Origin of the sequence: Maribacter sp. Hel_I_7, assembly GCF_000688315.1 — a bacterium.
GTDB lineage: Bacteria > Bacteroidota > Bacteroidia > Flavobacteriales > Flavobacteriaceae > Maribacter > Maribacter stanieri.
The window spans coordinates 1,389,963-1,406,169 of sequence record NZ_JHZW01000003.1 but is presented as its reverse complement, the minus strand read 5'-3'; the positions used below and the strand labels follow the sequence as shown (position 1 = coordinate 1,406,169).

General features: G+C 35.3%; 17 protein-coding genes. 16 read left to right on the top strand and 1 reads right to left on the bottom strand.

What is annotated here, in order from left to right:
- The first annotated feature begins 12 nt into the window (after positions 1–12).
- The 4 genes from P178_RS0117900 to P178_RS0117885 all read left to right on the top strand — a co-directional run bounded on the left by P178_RS0117900 (position 13) and on the right by P178_RS0117885 (position 3,155).
- On the top strand, positions 13–702 hold the full coding sequence (locus tag P178_RS0117900; RefSeq protein ID WP_027067524.1) for a Crp/Fnr family transcriptional regulator: 690 nt from the start codon (positions 13–15) through the stop codon (positions 700–702).
- An 81-nt stretch (positions 703–783) separates the two neighbouring features.
- Positions 784–1,656, top strand: a complete 873-nt coding sequence (locus P178_RS22765) for a universal stress protein (protein WP_051638349.1) — start codon at positions 784–786, stop codon at positions 1,654–1,656.
- 128 nt (positions 1,657–1,784) lie between these two features.
- The gene (gene rpiA, locus P178_RS0117890) at positions 1,785–2,462 is read left to right on the top strand and encodes a ribose-5-phosphate isomerase RpiA (RefSeq protein WP_027067523.1); all 678 of its coding nucleotides are present in this window, start codon (positions 1,785–1,787) and stop codon (positions 2,460–2,462) included.
- 3 nt (positions 2,463–2,465) lie between these two features.
- Positions 2,466–3,155, top strand: coding sequence for a VIT family protein (locus tag P178_RS0117885; protein WP_027067522.1), 690 nt, complete (start codon positions 2,466–2,468; stop codon positions 3,153–3,155).
- On the opposite strand, the gene P178_RS22315 is transcribed toward P178_RS0117885, so the two are convergent.
- Positions 3,156–4,088: an alpha/beta hydrolase family protein gene (locus P178_RS22315; RefSeq protein WP_081819470.1), complete on the bottom strand. Its 933-nt coding sequence runs from the start codon at positions 4,086–4,088 to the stop codon at positions 3,156–3,158.
- Between the two features lie 401 nt (positions 4,089–4,489).
- Here P178_RS22315 and P178_RS0117875 point away from each other — a divergent pair, with 401 nt between their 5' ends.
- The 12 genes from P178_RS0117875 to P178_RS0117820 all read left to right on the top strand — a co-directional run bounded on the left by P178_RS0117875 (position 4,490) and on the right by P178_RS0117820 (position 16,184).
- Positions 4,490–6,520 (top strand): transketolase family protein, encoded by a 2,031-nt coding sequence (locus P178_RS0117875; RefSeq protein WP_027067521.1) that lies wholly within the window; start codon positions 4,490–4,492, stop codon positions 6,518–6,520.
- 57 nt (positions 6,521–6,577) lie between these two features.
- Complete coding sequence (gene fsa / locus P178_RS0117870; protein WP_027067520.1) at positions 6,578–7,231, top strand: fructose-6-phosphate aldolase; 654 nt, start codon at positions 6,578–6,580, stop codon at positions 7,229–7,231.
- 137 nt (positions 7,232–7,368) lie between these two features.
- On the top strand, positions 7,369–8,466 hold the full coding sequence (locus P178_RS0117865) for a DUF262 domain-containing protein (protein ID WP_027067519.1): 1,098 nt from the start codon (positions 7,369–7,371) through the stop codon (positions 8,464–8,466).
- Positions 8,467–8,468: 2 nt separating this feature from the next.
- A complete protein-coding gene (locus P178_RS0117860) occupies positions 8,469–9,164 on the top strand; it encodes a HEPN domain-containing protein (protein WP_027067518.1) in 696 nt (231 codons plus the stop codon).
- 234 nt (positions 9,165–9,398) lie between these two features.
- Complete coding sequence (locus P178_RS0117855; RefSeq protein ID WP_027067517.1) at positions 9,399–9,872, top strand: Crp/Fnr family transcriptional regulator; 474 nt, start codon at positions 9,399–9,401, stop codon at positions 9,870–9,872.
- Between the two features lie 82 nt (positions 9,873–9,954).
- Positions 9,955–10,365: a DoxX family protein gene (locus tag P178_RS0117850; protein WP_027067516.1), complete on the top strand. Its 411-nt coding sequence runs from the start codon at positions 9,955–9,957 to the stop codon at positions 10,363–10,365.
- A gap of 259 nt (positions 10,366–10,624) precedes the next feature.
- Positions 10,625–11,197, top strand: coding sequence for a Crp/Fnr family transcriptional regulator (locus P178_RS0117845; protein ID WP_027067515.1), 573 nt, complete (start codon positions 10,625–10,627; stop codon positions 11,195–11,197).
- Positions 11,198–11,315: 118 nt separating this feature from the next.
- Positions 11,316–11,798 carry a cupin domain-containing protein gene (locus P178_RS0117840; protein ID WP_051638347.1) on the top strand — a complete coding sequence of 161 codons (483 nt, stop codon included), beginning with the start codon at positions 11,316–11,318 and terminating at the stop codon, positions 11,796–11,798.
- 33 nt (positions 11,799–11,831) lie between these two features.
- The gene (locus P178_RS0117835) at positions 11,832–12,929 is read left to right on the top strand and encodes an L-dopachrome tautomerase-related protein (protein WP_051638346.1); all 1,098 of its coding nucleotides are present in this window, start codon (positions 11,832–11,834) and stop codon (positions 12,927–12,929) included.
- 133 nt (positions 12,930–13,062) lie between these two features.
- Positions 13,063–14,001 (top strand): cyclase family protein, encoded by a 939-nt coding sequence (locus P178_RS0117830; RefSeq protein ID WP_027067512.1) that lies wholly within the window; start codon positions 13,063–13,065, stop codon positions 13,999–14,001.
- Between the two features lie 25 nt (positions 14,002–14,026).
- Positions 14,027–15,235, top strand: a complete 1,209-nt coding sequence (locus P178_RS0117825; RefSeq protein WP_027067511.1) for an MFS transporter — start codon at positions 14,027–14,029, stop codon at positions 15,233–15,235.
- Between the two features lie 7 nt (positions 15,236–15,242).
- On the top strand, positions 15,243–16,184 hold the full coding sequence (locus tag P178_RS0117820) for an aldo/keto reductase (RefSeq protein WP_316930015.1): 942 nt from the start codon (positions 15,243–15,245) through the stop codon (positions 16,182–16,184).
- Positions 16,185–16,207: the final 23 nt, after the last annotated feature.

The following is a 16,207-nucleotide window of genomic DNA, read 5'->3' as shown; positions in this document are numbered from 1 at the left end:
AATAATATTGCCATGGAACATAGATGTGAAAATTGTATTATAAGACAGTTTAATTCACTCCGTGCGTTAAATAAAGACGAGTTAAAAAAAGTCTCAGATTCTAAAATTTCTAAGATAATAAAAAAGGGAGATGCTTTATTTACGGAAGGGCAGAAACTTGATGGGGTATTTTGTGTACGCAATGGCGTATCTAAATTATCTAAATTGAGTAGTAATGGTAAAGAGCAGATTGTAAAATTGACCAATAGGGGAGAGATTATGGGTCAGCGCTCTGTAATTGCAGAAGATTTCACCAATTTAAGTGCAACTGCTATTAGTGATATGGAAGTATGTTTTATACCAAAAGAAACCATCTCTAATATCTTAAATACAAATCCGTATTTTTCATTAGAAGTACTTAGACATTTGGCTCATGACTTAAAAGAAGCCGATGATGTTATTGTAAATATGTCTCAGAAAACCGTAAAGCAGCGTTTGGCTGAAGCTTTCATTTATTTGAAGAATAATTATGGGGAAGATGCGAACGGATTTCTTTCACTAACATTGAGCAGAGATGATTATGCAAATATTGTTGGGGCGGCAACCGAGTCTCTAATTCGTATGATTTCTGAATTCAAGAAAAAAGGACTTATTAAGACTGATGGTAAGAAAATAGGGATAGTACAAGAGTGTACGTTGCAAGAACTTGCCGACGGATTTTAAATAATTTACTATTCTGATAAATGTCATAGTTTCAGTTCTATTGTGAGCCTACATTTATCATTCAAATGATCTACCTCATTCATGAGAAATATATTAATACCAACCGATTTTTCAACAGCTGCTTGGAATGCAACTAAATACGCATTACAACTATTTGCAGAATCTAAGTGTGTATTTCACTTTCTTAATGCATATACACCAGAATTATATAGTAACCGTTTAATGGCAGGTAGAATAGCTGAAACTTCTAAAACGTGTTCAGCCCAATTAGCCTCAGAAAAAGGATTGCAAAAAACAATAAAAAGAATTAAAAAAGAATACAATAACCCGCTTCATACCTATAAGTCGATTTCAACTTTTTCTATGTTAATAGATGAGGTTAGAGAAGTGGTTGAGCAACAACACATAGATTTTGTTGTAATGAGTGCCAGTGGTGCTGCAGACGATGATTCCATTTTTTTAGGAAGAAATACAGTTCGTATTATAAATAATGTAGACAAATGCCCCGTTTTAGTAATACCTGCAGCGGTGGAATTTACATATTTGCAACATATTTCATTAGTATCGGAACACAATCATTTATTCAATAATGATGAATTAAACCCCGTGGCAAAACTGGCAAAAGAATTTAATTGTTCAGTTGAAATTGCAAGCTTGCAAAATGCAATTTCCCCAAGATCAGACTTACAACAACTAAATCACGTAACTATAGGTAGTTCATTACGTAATATTGTTCATAAGATTCAGGCTTTAAATATGGACACTACCTTAACAACTACTTTAAAGAAGTATGTTGATCAAACTAATTGCCAATTAATTGTACTGCCCAATGGTGCTAATAGTTATTTAAGAAATTTATGTAATGATTTTATTGTAGGTAAATCCACATTTTGCTGTAACCTACCAATGTTATCATTGCAATTAAGTGAGAATAACATAAGTGTGAGTCAGTAAATAAAGGTCTGAAAAGGTTTTGTTGTATTTATAATCACAAAATTTTACATATTAGTTTGTGTTAAGGGTAATCCTATCAATTTATTCTAAATATCTTTAACACCAAATAAACCTTAATACATACTAAAGTGAGCGCGGTAAACGAGAAAAAAGTAGCGGCATTAGAAGCTGTAAAATATATTAAATCTGGAATGACAGTTGGTTTAGGTACCGGTTCTACAGCATTTTTTATGATTGAGGCTATTGGCGAAATGGTTAAGAACGGTTTGGAGATAAAAGCTGTTGCAACATCTGAAGCGACTAAAAAATTAGCTACTGAGCTCGGTATAAATGTAATTACGTTAGCAGAAGCAAAAAGGCTAGATGTTACAATTGATGGGGCAGATGAGGTAGATGAAGACTTTCAATTGATTAAAGGCGGCGGTGGCGCTTTATTACGAGAAAAGATAGTGGCACATAATACAGATTTGAATATTATCATTGCCGATTCCTCTAAAAGTGTATCTCGCCTTGGTAAGTTTAAATTGCCCATTGAAACTATACCATTTGCTACAAAACTCATCATCAAAGAGCTTAATGAAATGGGATTAAAACCTGTTCAGCGTATGAACGGTGATGAAGATTATAAAACCGATGAGAATAATGATATTGTAGATATTGATATTTGGGATACCAATATTAAATTGTCGGATTTAGAACAACAATTAAAAGCAATACCCGGTATTGTAGAAACCGGTTTGTTTTTGACATCGACCAATTTGGTTATTATTGGTAATGGAGAGCAAGCAACTACATCGAAAAAATAAACTATGCAAGACGAGAAACATTATGGTACTAGAAGCGGATGGTTACGTGCAGCCGTTTTAGGGGCTAATGATGGTATTTTGTCAACAGCAAGTTTGGTAATAGGTGTTGCAGCGGCAAGTACGACCAGAGAGCCCGTTATTTTGGCGGGAGTGGCAGGCTTGGTAGCAGGTGCCTTATCAATGGCAGCAGGTGAATATGTATCTGTAAGCTCACAAGAAGATTTAGAAAAAGCCGATCTAGCTCGAGAAATGATAGAGCTAGAAGAAATGCCAGAGGAAGAACTCAAAGAACTGGCTAAGATTTATGAAGAGCGTGGTTTAGATGCTAATTTGGCATTGCAAGTTGCAGAGCAATTAACTGCTCATGATGCTTTGGGTGCCCATGCTAGAGATGAGTTGGGTATAAACGATATTACACAAGCTAATCCGTTATTGGCGGCATTATCATCTGGTGGAGCCTTTGTTTTCGGCGGATTATTACCTGTTCTTGTAGCCTATTTTGGTCCGCTGGAACAGATGGAATATGTGCAGTATGGTTTTGCGGTAGTGTTCTTGGCGGTTTTAGGGGCAATTGCGGCTAAAGCGGGCGGTTCTAATATCTGGAAGGCAGTATTAAGAATTAGTTTTTGGGGTACGGTAGCCATGGCAATTACAGCACTAATTGGTCATCTGTTCGAGGTTAATCTAGCGTAATTACCTTTTAGTTTCAGGAGCAGCAATTTCATTGAATTCTTGCTTTGAAAAATCTCCTTTAAGAACCTCCTTTAAAAAATCACTTATCAATTCTGGAAAATCAAAACCTAGGGAAGCCCATTCATGCCCGCCATTTTCATTGTATAACACACTGAAGTTTCCGCCAATTTCAGATAATCGTTCTGCAATAGCTTTAGGTCCGTTAATTCGTAAATAGCCCGTTTCATTAGAATTACAAAATCGATGTGGATTGGTATCCATGGGAACAATAGAATCTTTGACCCCATGAAGAAATAGTAATGGCACTTTATTGCTTTTATCAATATAGTTCTCGTCTAAAACCGCGCCCGATAAAGCAACTGCTCCGGCTATTTCAGCATTAGGATAGGGCAGGTTTTTAAAGCGATAGTCATAACGCATAAATTGAAAATTTAAAATGGTTTCAGCACCGGCACTGCTGCCTATCAAGAATATTTTGGTAGGGTCTGCCTTAAAAGGCAATGAATCTTTCGTTAAGTAATTTATGGCCTTAGAAAGATCTGCAACAGCTTCCACGTAGGTGTCAATTTTAATGGAAGCTGGGCAATCGCAACCAAAAGATTTTCCTTTTCTAGATAGTCGGTAATTAATAGAAGCCACGTTAAATCCTTGCCTTGCTAAATAGGTGCTCAATCTTTTTTCATCACCTCCATTTCGCTGTCCGGCAGTGAATCCGCCACCATGTACTAAAACCACAGTAGGTTTTAATTCTAGGGTAGTGGAGGGTATACTATAAAAATCTAGCTGTAAGGTATCGGCGTAATTGTAGGTTTTCATCTGTACGGCATCGGGCGTGTTGTTGGAGATTTGACAAAGCGTGGAGTTCCAAGTCAATAATGTGCCAATTAATACGATGCATTTACAAAATAGAGAGAAAGATATATTCGAAATCATATGGGGTATTGTAGCATTAAAGAGGATAATAGGGGTAAACAGAATTAGGCTAAATCGTTAAAAATTAAGTATTCAGTAAGCTTAACATTTTAAATATCGGGCCGTCTCCGTTTATGATCAATCTTTTGTTAATCTTAGTATATGGACAAATGTACTGCGTAAGTAGCTTACTTATAGTAATTAAAGGGCTAATGTGTAGAAAAGCATTGAAAAGATTATTTTCGAAAACCCTTTCGAAAGAGTACATATGATAACACATAGGTGATCTAGCGTTTAATACTTGAATACTACAGAATTATGTTGGGCAAATTATTTTAATTAGCGCCCGATATAAAGTATCTTTACGGAGATATTAGAAGTTTTAAAGTAAACACGAACCTGAAAAATAATCTAAAAATATAATGAACAAGGAACTAGATCAATTAGCAGCCGATAATATAAGGGCATTAGCTGTAGCGATGGTAGAAAAGGCAAACTCTGGACATCCAGGGGGGCCAATGGGAGGCGCAGATTACATGCACATTTTATATTCTGAATTTTTCAACTATGATCCTTCTGATATGAAATGGCCATTCCGTGACCGTTTTTTCATGGATGCTGGACACTTATCAACATTAATGTATGCGCAGTATTACCTATTGGGTAATTTCGAGAAGAATGATGTTGCTAATTTTAGACAATGGGGATCGGTAACACCGGGTCACCCAGAGGTTGATGTAGCAAGAGGTATAGAAAACACATCTGGTCCTTTAGGGCAAGGGCATACTATGGGAGTTGGTGCAGCGGTAGCGGCTAATTTCTTAAAGGCACGTTTTGGAGATTGGATGAACCATAAGATATATGGTTTCATTTCTGATGGTGGTGTACAAGAAGAAATTTCTCAAGGTGCAGGTAGAATTGCAGGTCATTTAGGTTTGAGCAATTTTATTATGTTCTACGATTCTAACGATGTTCAGTTATCATCTAAAACAGATGAGGTAACATCAGAAGATACGGCAAAGAAATATGAAGCATGGGGATGGAAAGTTGTAACCATTGATGGTCATGATCACGATCAAATAAGAAAAGCACTTACAGATGCTAATGCAGAAACAGATAAGCCAACGTTGATTATCGGTCAAACGATAATGGGTAAAGGTTGTGTAACTGCAGATGGTACTCCGTACGAAGGGTATACAGAATTGCATGGTAAGCCAATTGGCGATACAGGTGCAGATTATGAAAAGACCTTGGTAAACTTAGGTGCAGATGTAGCAAACCCTTTTGATATCTACGCTAAAGTAGAAGAGTATTACGAAGGTATTATCAATAGAAAGAAAGATCAGGCTCAGGCTAAGAAAAGAGAGATTGATGCATGGCGTTCAGAGAATGCTGAACTATCTGCAAAATTAGACGGTTTCTTAGAAGGTAAATTACCTGAACTTGATTTTAGTTCTGTAGCACAGAAAGAAGGTCAGGCAACAAGAGCGGCATCATCTAACGTTTTAGCGTATTTAGCGCAGAATGTAGAGAATATGATCGTATCATCTGCAGATTTATCTAACAGTGATAAAACAGACGGTTTCTTAAAGAAAACACACATTTTAAAGAAAGGTGATTTCTCTGGAGCGTTTTTACAAGCAGGTGTAGCAGAATTGACAATGGCAACTATGGCAAACGGTATCGCGCTTCACGGCGGGGTAATGGCAGTAGTGGCAACATTCTTCGTATTTTCTGATTATATGAAGCCAGCAATACGTTTAAGTTGTATTCAAGAATTACCGGTGAAGTTTGTTTGGACACATGATGCCTTTAGAGTAGGTGAGGACGGACCAACACACCAACCAATAGAGCAAGAAGCACAAATACGTTTGTTAGAGAAATTAAAGAACCATAGCCATGAGCAAAGTTTTGTAGCATTGCGTCCTGCAGATTCTCAAGAAACCAATGTAGCTTGGAAAATGGCAATGGAAAACCAAAAAACGCCGACCGGACTTATTTTATCTCGTCAAGGGATAAAAGATCTTCCTGCGAAAAGTGGTAACCGTTACGAGGAAGCTTTAGGAGCTGAAAAAGGAGGATACTTAATTCAAGAAGTAGCTGATCCAGATGTTATTTTGATCGCTAATGGTTCTGAAGTTGCAACTTTGGTAGCGGCGACTAAATTATTAGAAGAGAAAGAAGGTCTAAAAGTGAATATCGCTTCAATACCATCAGAAGGTATTTTTAGACAACAGTCTGAAGCTTACCAAGAAAAAGTAATTCCGCCAAACAAACCAGTTTTCGGACTTACGGCAGGTCTTCCTGTAAACTTGGAAGGTTTAGCAGGAGCTAACGGAAAAGTGTTCGGTTTAGAGCATTTTGGTTATTCTGCACCAGCAACTGTATTGGATGAGAAATTCGGGTTCACCGGAGATCAAGTATACCAACAAGTAGTAGATTTTTTAAAGTAAATAGTATTTAGGGTTTATCCCTAAAGACATTCATAATAATTTTAAAATTAGAAAAAGATGAAATTTTTTATAGATACAGCAAATTTAGACGAGATTAAAGAAGCTCAGGATATGGGTATTTTAGATGGTGTTACAACTAACCCATCTTTAATGGCTAAAGAAGGCATTACTGGTGCTGATAACATTTTGGCACATTACAAGAAAATATGTGATGTTGTTGATGGTGACGTTAGTGCTGAGGTTATTTCTACTGATTATGAAGGTATGATAGCAGAAGGCGAGAAGTTGGTTAAAATTAGCCCACAGATCGTTATTAAGGTACCTATGATCAAAGAAGGTGTAAAGGCAATTAAGTACTTTTCTGATAAAGGATATAGAACTAACTGTACTTTGGTATTTTCTTCTGGTCAAGCATTATTGGCTGCTAAAGCAGGTGCAACGTATGTATCTCCTTTTATTGGTCGTTTAGATGATATCTCTACAGACGGTTTAGGGTTGATTGCTGATATTCGTTTAATCTATGATAACTACGGTTACGAAACTCAAATTCTTGCAGCATCTGTACGTCACGTAATGCATATTATTGACTGTGCTAAAATTGGTGCTGATGTTATGACAGGTGGTTTAAGTTCGATTGTTGGACTTTTAAAGCACCCATTAACTGATAGCGGTTTAGAGAAATTCTTAGCTGATTACAATAAGGGTAACTAAATCGTAAGATTTAGTCTAATGATATAGAAAGCCATCACTGAAAAGTGATGGTTTTTTTGTTTTATATTAGTAGGGATATTAGTATATAATGAACATATGTTCATTATACCTACGCTGGCAGTAATTAAACAAAAACTATGGATAACAATAAATCGACAAGATTAGCCAATAAACTTTTTCCAGTTAAGGAAGAATACGAAATTGATATTCTTGACATTCCTGCAGAAAAAAGAAAGTTAAATACAGAAACTTACGATTTTACAGTTTCTACAATAGTTGAGTACATTAGCGATAAGCATATCGAAATACCAATGTTCCAACGTGGTTATGTTTGGAATCGAGCTCAAGCATCAAGACTTATTGAATCTTTAATTATTCAATGTCCAATACCTGTTGTTTATTTAAGCCAAAATTCGGATGAAACTCTTTCTGTTATTGATGGAAATCAAAGATTGACGAGTATCAGTCTATATCTCAATGATGAATTTCCATTAACAGGATTAGCCACATATCCGGAATTAGATAGTTTTAAATTTTCAGAACTTGACCCAAGATTTCAGAGACATATTCGGAATAGAACAATTAGATGTATTGTTATCCTTAAAGACACACATCCACAAATAAAATTCGATGTATTTGAAAGACTGAACACAGGTTCGGTTAAATTAAATCCTCAAGAATTAAGACACGGAATTTATAATGGACCTTTAATACGCGCAATCGAAAAATTAAGCAACATTAGTTCTTTCAAGAAAGCTACTTCAACTACAAACGATAAGCGGATGAAAGGCGAGGAAATGATTTTGAGATATTTTGCTTTGCACAATAACTGGGAGAATTATGAAAAACCAATGACAACTTATCTAAATAGCTATGCAGAAAATAATAGATTTTATGATCAGCAAACCATCGAGAGGTTATCGCAAACATTTAAAATCAATTTCGATAAGTGTATAGAGTTATACGGAGAATATACTTTTAAGACATTTGATGCAACCAAAAAAAGAATGAAAGCAAATACTGCATTATTTGATGCTCAGATGATATCAATGACAATTTTAAATCCCTCAATAGAACATCTTGAAGGCACAAATAAAAATATGGTAATTGATAGACTGACAACGTTGTTAGATAATGAGGATTTCTACAGTAGTTTAACCAAAGGGACAACAGATAAGAATGTTGTACACAAGAGAATAAATGATTATACTTCTTTTTTAAGAGAAATTTTGTAGATATGCCATACAATAAAAGTCAGGCAAGAATAGACTTTGAGACAGGCACCAAATCTCTTAAACAGGTAGCTAAAAAAGTTTCTTATAACTCTTCGCCTTTAAATTACGATCAAAAGTTGTTGATTTTTCAATCGACAATGTTTTTAATGTCTGCAAAAATTGAGGAATACACTAAAGCATTAATTGAAAATTTAATTTTTAATTACAAATCAAATAATGCAGTAATGAGTGAAATTCCAGAGAACATAAGGACTAAAGTTTTAATTGATAATCAACTAATACATTACAAAAACTTCAATCATAACAAGGACGAAAAAAAGCTATTAGAAAAAATAAGTTGTAACAAGTCATATTACGAATTACTGAATTTGACAAATACATTTTCCAATGCAATAAATTCTAAAAGTGTTTTGGCTACAAATAAATATCCATCGGTCAAGAATCTTAAAATTTTATATATAAGAATTGGTATTAATGATATTTTCAACGAAGTAGCTAGACGAGGACAAAAAGATTACAAGAGCCAATTAGAATCATTTTTGAGTATACGAGAAGCAATTGCTCATCAGGAAGCGCCCGTAATGACTTTTCAAGATGTGGAAAGGCATTTGGACAACTTAATTGACTTTATTAATAAAATTGATAGAGTCGTTTACAGTCACATAACCAAGATTTCAGGCGAAGGATATTGGTCATAATAACTGTTGACGACAACGTATATAGCTAATAATTAATTAGTTGCTTAATCGAAGTTAAAGTATATTTGCAAGTCCGCCAAATTTTTAAATTTGGCTTATTGAAAAGAAAAGTAATAAGCCAAATTAAAAAATTCGGCTCATGTTTAACCGTGTAATTATTGATAATTTGCACTCTACGAGCCATATACAAAACCGTTGTATGCCATATGAACAAACTATAATAGGACTTGATAATTGAAAAAAATAAACGTAAAAAAAGGAGTTGTTTTACAACGAAAAGGAGATATAAGTTCCAGGGTTTATCTTGTTGAAAGTGGTTTGTTACGAAGCTATACAATTGATGAAAAAGGGAAAGAACATATATTTATGTTTGGTCCAGAACATTGGTTAGTTGCTGATAGTTGTGAACCCAATACACCTTGTCAATTATTTATAGATGCTATTGAAGACACTATTATAAATATTGCTTTAAAAGAGGATTTATTAAAAGAAGGTCCTGATTTAAATGTTTTGTTAAGAAGGTTAAATACTATGCAAAATAGGATTATAATGTTAATGAGTTCAAATGCAAAAGAAAGGTATGAGCATTTTATTAAAACGTATCCAAACATTATTCAAAGGGTTCCATTAAAAATGGTAGCCTCTTATTTAGGAATTACGCCTGAAGCTTTGAGTCGTGTCCGACATGAACTTTCTCTAAAAAAATAACCTAATGTCATTTCTTGATGTACATCAATGCATAGGTTTTCTTAAACTATGACATTTGTGCCTGAAATAAAAAGAAAGTAAAATGACAAATCAAAAAAACAACAAAGCAATTAATATAGCATTATGGATTGCACAAGGATTATTAGCCGTAATGTTTATCATGGCTGGATTAATGAAAGCTACACAACCTGTTGAAGCACTTACAGAATCTCTTGCATGGGTAGCAAATACCCCGCTTGCGTTGGTTAAATTTATAGGAATTAGTGAGCTATTGGGTGGTTTAGGATTATTAATCCCTTCTATTTTCAGATGGAAACCTAATTTAACGATATTGGCTGCTCTTGGTTTAGCCTTGGTTATGATATTAGCCGGTGGATTTCATGCTTCTAGAGGAGAGTTTACTGCAATAGGAATGAATGTGATTTTACTAGGACTTGCACTTTTTATTGCGTGGGGAAGAAGTAAAAAAGCACCTATACTTGCAAAGAATTAATGTAAAATTAATTACTTTATACATTACCTGAGCTGAATAAAAACGGCATACAACTATGTATATAAAATAGCAGAAAAGAGCTAAACTTAAAGTTTATTTCTTTTCTGCTATTTTAGTTTAAACGGACAGTTATCGCAAATAAATCTGCTACTTTCCATATACTAATCGTTTCCATACATTTAAATACAAGTAACACCTATCAATTGATTTAAATACTAGCAAACTTTCCATAAACAGAAATAAAAAATAAATTTGCGGTATGGAAGACAAGTTACAGTTACTAAGACAACATTTTGAAGAAATCGTTTCTTTAACTGATGAGGAGTGGAACTTTGTAAAATCGCACTTTGAATTTAAAAGTCTTAAAAAACACCAATTCTTAATACAAGTTGGGCAGCCTGTAGCCTATGAATATTGGATTATCAAAGGCTTAGTAAAAGCGTATTCCATAGATGAAAAAGGCAAAGAACATATTCTTCAATTTGCAATGGAAGACTATTGGGTAAGCGACCATTGTGCTTTTCAACATCAAGAACCAGGTACTATTTTTGTGGATTGCCTTGAAGATTCTGAGTTTTTCTGTTTATCCCTAGAGAACAGGGAAAAGATTTGCTTTGAAGTACCTGCGGTTGCCAATTTTTTCAGAATTAAATCCAACCACGGTTATATCAATTTACAGCAAAGAATCCTTTCTTTGCTTACGATGCCAGCAGAAAGTAGGTATGAATATCTTTTAAACAAACTTCCAAAATTAATACAACGCGTTCCTAAAAAATTAATCGCTTCTTATTTAGGCGTATCTAGAGAGACTTTAAGTCGTTTTAACAGCTAAAAGTGACCTAAATCACTTTTCAAAATTGATATACATCACAAAAAATCCGTGATGTATGTCCTCGCACACCCCTTGGTTTTCATAGAATTTTGTATCGAACAATTAAATACAATGTACTATGAAATCTACAAGAACACTTTTTCTATTATTTACAGTAATTGCCATAGGTTTTAACGCTTATGCGCAAGAAGACAAAAGACCGTTAATGGGTAACTCCTACGGTATTATCAATATTGATGAATACGTTACACTACTTCCTAAAAGTCACAACGGCATCATCAAAGACATCAGATTAATAGACCGCGAACACGCAGGTGTAAGAATCTTTCGGTTGTATGACGAAGTGCCTATGCACTACCACGCAAAATCTGATGCCTATCTCTACATTTTAAATGGCAAAGCAGAATTTTATGTTGCTGATAAAGGTCCTGTTGTTGCAGGAAAAGGCGACTTACTTTTTTGGGGGAAAGGCACAGCACACGGAAACGGAAAAATTTTAGAAGGTCCGTTAGACGTACTCGTTTTTGATGCCATTGCCAGAGACCCAAGCGATGTAATCTGGGTGGACCCTTCAACCCAAAAGAAATTCTTAGGCAACTAATCAAATCATATTCACTTTTTAAAAACAATAACGATGAAAACAATAACAATTATAAAAACAGTCTTGTTCGCATTTGTAATGAATTTTACACTATCAGCACAAGCACAATTAGAAACGATAGCAACATTTCCAGAATCAAGACCAGGAAATATAACGGTGTCTAACGACGGAAGAATATTTGTAACAATGAGTGCCTTAAGTGCTTCAAAATATATGGTGAAAGAAATTTTGCCTAATGGAGAAGCTATTCCGTTTGGTGATAAAGAATGGATTGTAAAACCAGAAAATGGAAGTCTAAAAGGAATCAATTCAACCATCGGAATTCAAGCTGATGCTAACGGAATACTTTGGGTGTTGGATATGGGTAACGTAAAGCAAAATCAGGTTTCAAAATTGGTGGGTTTTGATTTGGTGACCGGAAACGTCACAAAGGTTTTTCCTATTCCAAATACGGTATTATCAACAAAACCTTTTTTACAGGATTTTGTAATTGATGTGAAAAACAACACTGCGGTAATTGCAGATATGACCGATGCTTTAAATCCACCAATTGCACCAGCTTTTGTCGTGATTAACTTAGAAACAGGTTATATAAGACGTGTTCTAGAAGGAAATTCTTCGTTTTTACCTGCTGATGAACCAGTGAAAATTCACGGTAGATTAGTATCCCACAAAAGAAAAGACGGTACTACCATTCAGCCAAGATATCCATTAAATCCAATTTCTATAGATGATGAAAACAATTTCATCTACTATGGTGCAATGGGAAACACCAAAATCTACCGTATTCCGTCTGCTGTTTTAGCTGATGAAAGTAAGCAAGATAGCGACCTGAATAAGTACATTGAGTTTTATACCAACAAACCAAAATCTGACGGATTTAAAGTCGGTGCAAACGGAAAAGTATATGTAACCGATGTTGAAAATTCAGCCATTGTAGAAAGTACGCCTGCTGGAATGAAAACCATTGCGCAATCTAAAAAAGACCTGTCTTGGCCCGATGGTGTTGCCATACACGGAAACTACTTGTATATCGTAGCAAATCAGCTTCATAATCTGCCTTTATTAAATGAAGGAAAAGATGCCAGTAAACCACCTTACTTGGTGTTAAAAATGAAGCTTCACGATTAAATAAAATTAAAAGTAAAGTGATGTATGAGCAGTATTAAATGTGACATACATCACTTTAAAATGGTGATGTACATCCTCGCACACCCCTTGCATTAATTAGAAATTTGTATCAGAAATTTAAAAACATATTAAAATGAAAACAATAGTAAATACATTAAAAACAATTGCGTTAGCAGCTACACTTTTTACAGCTTTAACTACAAATGCTCAACAAGTACCAACGTCACCTTATGGTGCAGACGATGAAATTGGCGCACTAAACCTTTTGAATGAAGAAACAGTTTTAGATGCGGTAAAATTGGTGAAGAAAGGAAAAATATACCGCTTAGGAATGGTGGTAAATGCACAAACTGCAGCTTTCCGTCACAGATACTTTCATATTGAAACTTTACAACCAGAAACTGCTGCTGCAGGTTCTAACAAATTTACTTATGTAGATGACCAGTTAATTGGTTGGACAGGTGTTGGGTCTCAAATAAACGGATTGGCACATTACGGTAGAGACAATGTGCATTATAACGGACATAAAGTTGAAGATTTTCTAACAGTTTCTGGTGTAAAAAAATTAGGGCTAGAAAAATTACCCCCAATTGTTACTAGAGGTATTGTGCTAGATATGCGCTCATATTACAAACAAGATATTGTAAAGGAAGGAACAGTTTTTACAGTTGAAGACATTGAAAAAGTAGCCAAAAAACAAGGTATTGAAATACGTAAAGGTGATGTAGTGCTGTTTTACACGGGATGGACCAAATTAATGGGTAAAGATGACAAACGTTACCTAGCTGGCGGACCTGGAATTGGCACTGAAGCTGCGCATTACTTAGGTAAAAAAGGAATTGTTGCAGCAGGTGCAGACAACTGGTCTTTTGAAGCAGTGCCACACGAAAACAGCGAGCTTTCTTTCCCTGTAAATCAAATGATGGCAACCGAATACGGTGTGCAAGTATTGGAAAATATTCTTGTAGATGAATTGGTTGAGGATAAAGCTTGGGAATTTCTTTTTGTATTAGGTCACCCTTTATATGAAGGCTCTACGCAAGTACAAATAAACCCTGTTGCCATTAAATAACAATAACAAAAAACAATTAGAAATTATGGAAACATCAACAATACATAGAGATACTACGGTAGCCAAAAAGAAGAGTCTACCAGCCGCATTATGGGCATTGACCATAAGTGCATTTGCCATAGGAACAACGGAATTTGTAATTGTAGGTTTATTATCTACCGTTGCAAACGACCTGGGCACATCATTAACATCAGCAGGATTATTAGTTAGTCTGTACGCCATTGGTGTTGCCATTGGAGCACCCATATTAACTGCCTTAACAGGTAAAATTCCTAGAAAACAATTATTAATGGGTATTATGTTGCTTTTCATTGTTGGTAACGGATTAGCAGCTATCTCACCAAGTTTTGAATTGTTGCTATTATCAAGAGTGGTAACAGGTTTTGCACACGGTGTATTTTTCTCTATCGGGTCTACCATTGCAGCTAGTTTGGTGCCTAAAGATAAAAGAGCAACTGCAATTTCTATAATGTTTGCAGGTCTAACGGTAGCCATTGTAACCGGTGTGCCTTTAGGAACATACATCGGTCAGAATTTTGGATGGAGAGCTACTTTTATTGGTGTTGCCCTATTAGGATTAGTAGGTGCAATAGCTAGTTTAGCTTTGGTGCCTAAAAACATCAAACAATCAGCGCCATTACGTCTTATTGACCAATTAAAAGTGATTAAGAATCCGTCTATTTTATTGGTGTTAGCCATTACTGCATTTGGTTATGGTGGTACGTTTGTAACTTTTACCTACTTAACTCCTTTGTTGGAAGAAGTAACTGGTTTCTCTTCGGATATGACCAGTATATTCCTTTTAATTTATGGTATTGCCATCGCAATTGGAAATATCATAGGTGGTAAAGTCTCTAACAACAAACCAGGAAAAGCCTTATTGGTAATGTTTGCTTTACAAGCCATAGTGTTGTTTGTGTTATACTTCACCGCTTCTAGTCAGATTTTTGCCATCGTAACCTTGTTTTTTATGGGAATATTAGCCTTTTCAAACGTACCGGCATTGCAATTATACGTCGTAAAAATGGCTGAAAAATACTTACCAGGAACCGAAGATGTAGCGTCTGCCTTAAACATTGCAGCATTTAATGTAGGTATTGCTATTGGCGCTTATGTAGGTGGAATGGTTGTAGAATCGAGCTTAGGTATTGAAGCGACTCCTTGGGTAGGAGGTATTCTAGTAATTGTAGGATTCTTGTTGACCCTAGTTTTATTCAAAAAAGAAAAAATATAAATATATAATGATGACTACATTAAAATTTAGAAACAACGACGAAATGCCAATTTTAGGCTTAGGAACGTTCCGTTCTGAACCTAATGAAGTGTACAATGCGGTGCTTATCGCAATTAAAATTGGATACAGACATATTGATTGTGCTGCGGCTTACGGAAACGAAAAAGAAGTAGGTAATGCCATTGCTGAAGCAATTAAACAAGGCTTAGTTACGCGTGAAGATTTATGGGTGACTTCCAAATTATGGAATGCTTCTCACGGTGAAGAGAATGTGATTCCTGCGTTGCACCAGACTTTAGAAGATTTACAACTAGAGTATCTAGACCTGTATCTTATCCACTGGCCTGTCGCTCTTAAAAAAAGAACGGAAATGCCAGAAAAAGCATCTGATTTTATTCCGCTTTCAGAGGTACCATTAACCAATACTTGGAAAGGAATGGAAGCTGCTTTGGAACAAGGACTTGCAAAGCATATTGGCGTGAGTAATTTCAATGAGAATCAGTTGAAAGAAATAAAAGCGAGTGCAGTTCATAAACCAGAAATGAATCAGGTAGAAATGCATCTGTTTTTACAGCAAGAAGCATTACAATCATTCTGCGTAAAAAACGATATTCTGCTAACTGCATATGCACCTTTAGGTTCGCTTGTAGATGACAATAGCACGCTTCGTTTGTTAGAAAATGATACGATAAAAAACATTGCCAAAGCAAGACATATGTCGCCTGCACAAGTCGCATTGGCATATACAATACAACGAGGCATTGCGGTAATTCCTAAATCTATAAATGAAGCACGATTACTTAAGAATTTAGAGACGTTAAACCATACACTTACTGAAGAAGATATGGCATTATTGAAGGATTTAGATAAAGGACACCGTTTTATAGATGGTAAATTTTGGGAAGTTGAAAACGGACCATACACTGCAGATAGTATCTGGAATGCTTAATCATATTATTCATCAGGTGTCTT

Bases quoted from the DNA above. Each gene is read 5' to 3' on its own strand.
- P178_RS0117900 (WP_027067524.1), top strand. From the start codon at position 13: ATGGAACATAGATGTGAAAATTGTATTATAAGACAGTTTAATTCACTC.
- P178_RS22765 (WP_051638349.1), top strand. From the start codon at position 784: ATGAGAAATATATTAATACCAACCGATTTTTCAACAGCTGCTTGGAAT.
- P178_RS0117885 (WP_027067522.1), top strand. From the start codon at position 2,466: ATGCAAGACGAGAAACATTATGGTACTAGAAGCGGATGGTTACGTGCA.
- P178_RS22315 (WP_081819470.1), bottom strand. From the start codon at position 4,088: ATGATTTCGAATATATCTTTCTCTCTATTTTGTAAATGCATCGTATTA.
- P178_RS0117875 (WP_027067521.1), top strand. From the start codon at position 4,490: ATGAACAAGGAACTAGATCAATTAGCAGCCGATAATATAAGGGCATTA.
- fsa (WP_027067520.1), top strand. From the start codon at position 6,578: ATGAAATTTTTTATAGATACAGCAAATTTAGACGAGATTAAAGAAGCT.
- P178_RS0117865 (WP_027067519.1), top strand. From the start codon at position 7,369: ATGGATAACAATAAATCGACAAGATTAGCCAATAAACTTTTTCCAGTT.
- P178_RS0117860 (WP_027067518.1), top strand. From the start codon at position 8,469: ATGCCATACAATAAAAGTCAGGCAAGAATAGACTTTGAGACAGGCACC.
- P178_RS0117850 (WP_027067516.1), top strand. From the start codon at position 9,955: ATGACAAATCAAAAAAACAACAAAGCAATTAATATAGCATTATGGATT.
- P178_RS0117845 (WP_027067515.1), top strand. From the start codon at position 10,625: ATGGAAGACAAGTTACAGTTACTAAGACAACATTTTGAAGAAATCGTT.
- P178_RS0117840 (WP_051638347.1), top strand. From the start codon at position 11,316: ATGAAATCTACAAGAACACTTTTTCTATTATTTACAGTAATTGCCATA.
- P178_RS0117835 (WP_051638346.1), top strand. From the start codon at position 11,832: ATGAAAACAATAACAATTATAAAAACAGTCTTGTTCGCATTTGTAATG.
- P178_RS0117830 (WP_027067512.1), top strand. From the start codon at position 13,063: ATGAAAACAATAGTAAATACATTAAAAACAATTGCGTTAGCAGCTACA.
- P178_RS0117825 (WP_027067511.1), top strand. From the start codon at position 14,027: ATGGAAACATCAACAATACATAGAGATACTACGGTAGCCAAAAAGAAG.
- P178_RS0117820 (WP_316930015.1), top strand. From the start codon at position 15,243: ATGATGACTACATTAAAATTTAGAAACAACGACGAAATGCCAATTTTA.